6 tRNA genes and 2 rRNA genes are annotated in these 872 nt (G+C 48.2%); all 8 read left to right on the top strand.

Features of this window, described 5'->3' with window-relative positions:
* Positions 1 to 87 (top strand): 23S ribosomal RNA (locus AC22L0_RS29250); the annotation flags it as partial.
* A gap of 101 nt (positions 88 to 188) precedes the next feature.
* Positions 189 to 304: ribosomal RNA gene (rrf, locus tag AC22L0_RS29255) — 5S ribosomal RNA — on the top strand.
* 5 nt (positions 305 to 309) lie between these two features.
* Positions 310 to 385: transfer RNA gene (locus AC22L0_RS29260), tRNA-Val, on the top strand.
* An 8-nt stretch (positions 386 to 393) separates the two neighbouring features.
* A tRNA-Tyr gene (locus tag AC22L0_RS29265) sits at positions 394 to 477 on the top strand.
* 11 nt (positions 478 to 488) lie between these two features.
* Positions 489 to 563, top strand: a tRNA-Gln gene (locus tag AC22L0_RS29270).
* 4 nt (positions 564 to 567) lie between these two features.
* Positions 568 to 643 (top strand) — tRNA-Lys (locus tag AC22L0_RS29275).
* 14 nt (positions 644 to 657) lie between these two features.
* A tRNA-Leu gene (locus tag AC22L0_RS29280) sits at positions 658 to 738 on the top strand.
* Positions 739 to 767: 29 nt separating this feature from the next.
* A tRNA-Gly gene (locus AC22L0_RS29285) sits at positions 768 to 842 on the top strand.
* The last annotated feature ends 30 nt before the right edge of the window (positions 843 to 872 follow it).

The following is an 872-nucleotide window of genomic DNA, read 5'->3' on the forward strand; positions in this document are numbered from 1 at the left end:
TGAAAGATGATCAGGTTGATAGGTTCGAGGTGGAAGCATGGTGACATGTGGAGCTGACGAATACTAATAGATCGAGGACTTAACCATATAATATGTAGCAATGTTATCTAGTTTTGAAGGAATATAAAAAACTTGTTGACTTTAAAAGTTAAATAAGTTAAAATGATTCTTGTCTTAAATGAATACAGTCTGGTAATGATGGCAGAGAGGTCACACCCGTTCCCATACCGAACACGGAAGTTAAGCTCTCTAGCGCCGATGGTAGTTGGGACCTTGTCCCTGTGAGAGTAGGACGTTGCCAGGCAAAATGGAGGATTAGCTCAGCTGGGAGAGCACCTGCCTTACAAGCAGGGGGTCGGCGGTTCGATCCCGTCATCCTCCACCATATATGTCGGAGGGGTAGCGAAGTGGCTAAACGCGGCGGACTGTAAATCCGCTCCTTCGGGTTCGGCAGTTCGAATCTGCCCCCCTCCACCATTCTTAATTAATGGGCTATAGCCAAGCGGTAAGGCAACGGACTTTGACTCCGTCATGCGCTGGTTCGAATCCAGCTAGCCCAGCCATTAAGAGCCATTAGCTCAGTTGGTAGAGCATCTGACTTTTAATCAGAGGGTCGAAGGTTCGAGTCCTTCATGGCTCACCATTTTAATGAAATATGCGGGTGTGGCGGAATTGGCAGACGCACTAGACTTAGGATCTAGCGCCTTTGGCGTGGGGGTTCGACTCCCTTCACCCGCACTTTTAATAAAATAACTCATACATGTCTTGCGGAAGTAGTTCAGTGGTAGAATACAACCTTGCCAAGGTTGGGGTCGCGGGTTCGAATCCCGTCTTCCGCTCCAATTTTCAATATGACATGCCGGGGTGGCGGA

It is taken from the genome of Bacillus sp. LQ01, from assembly GCF_057624735.1.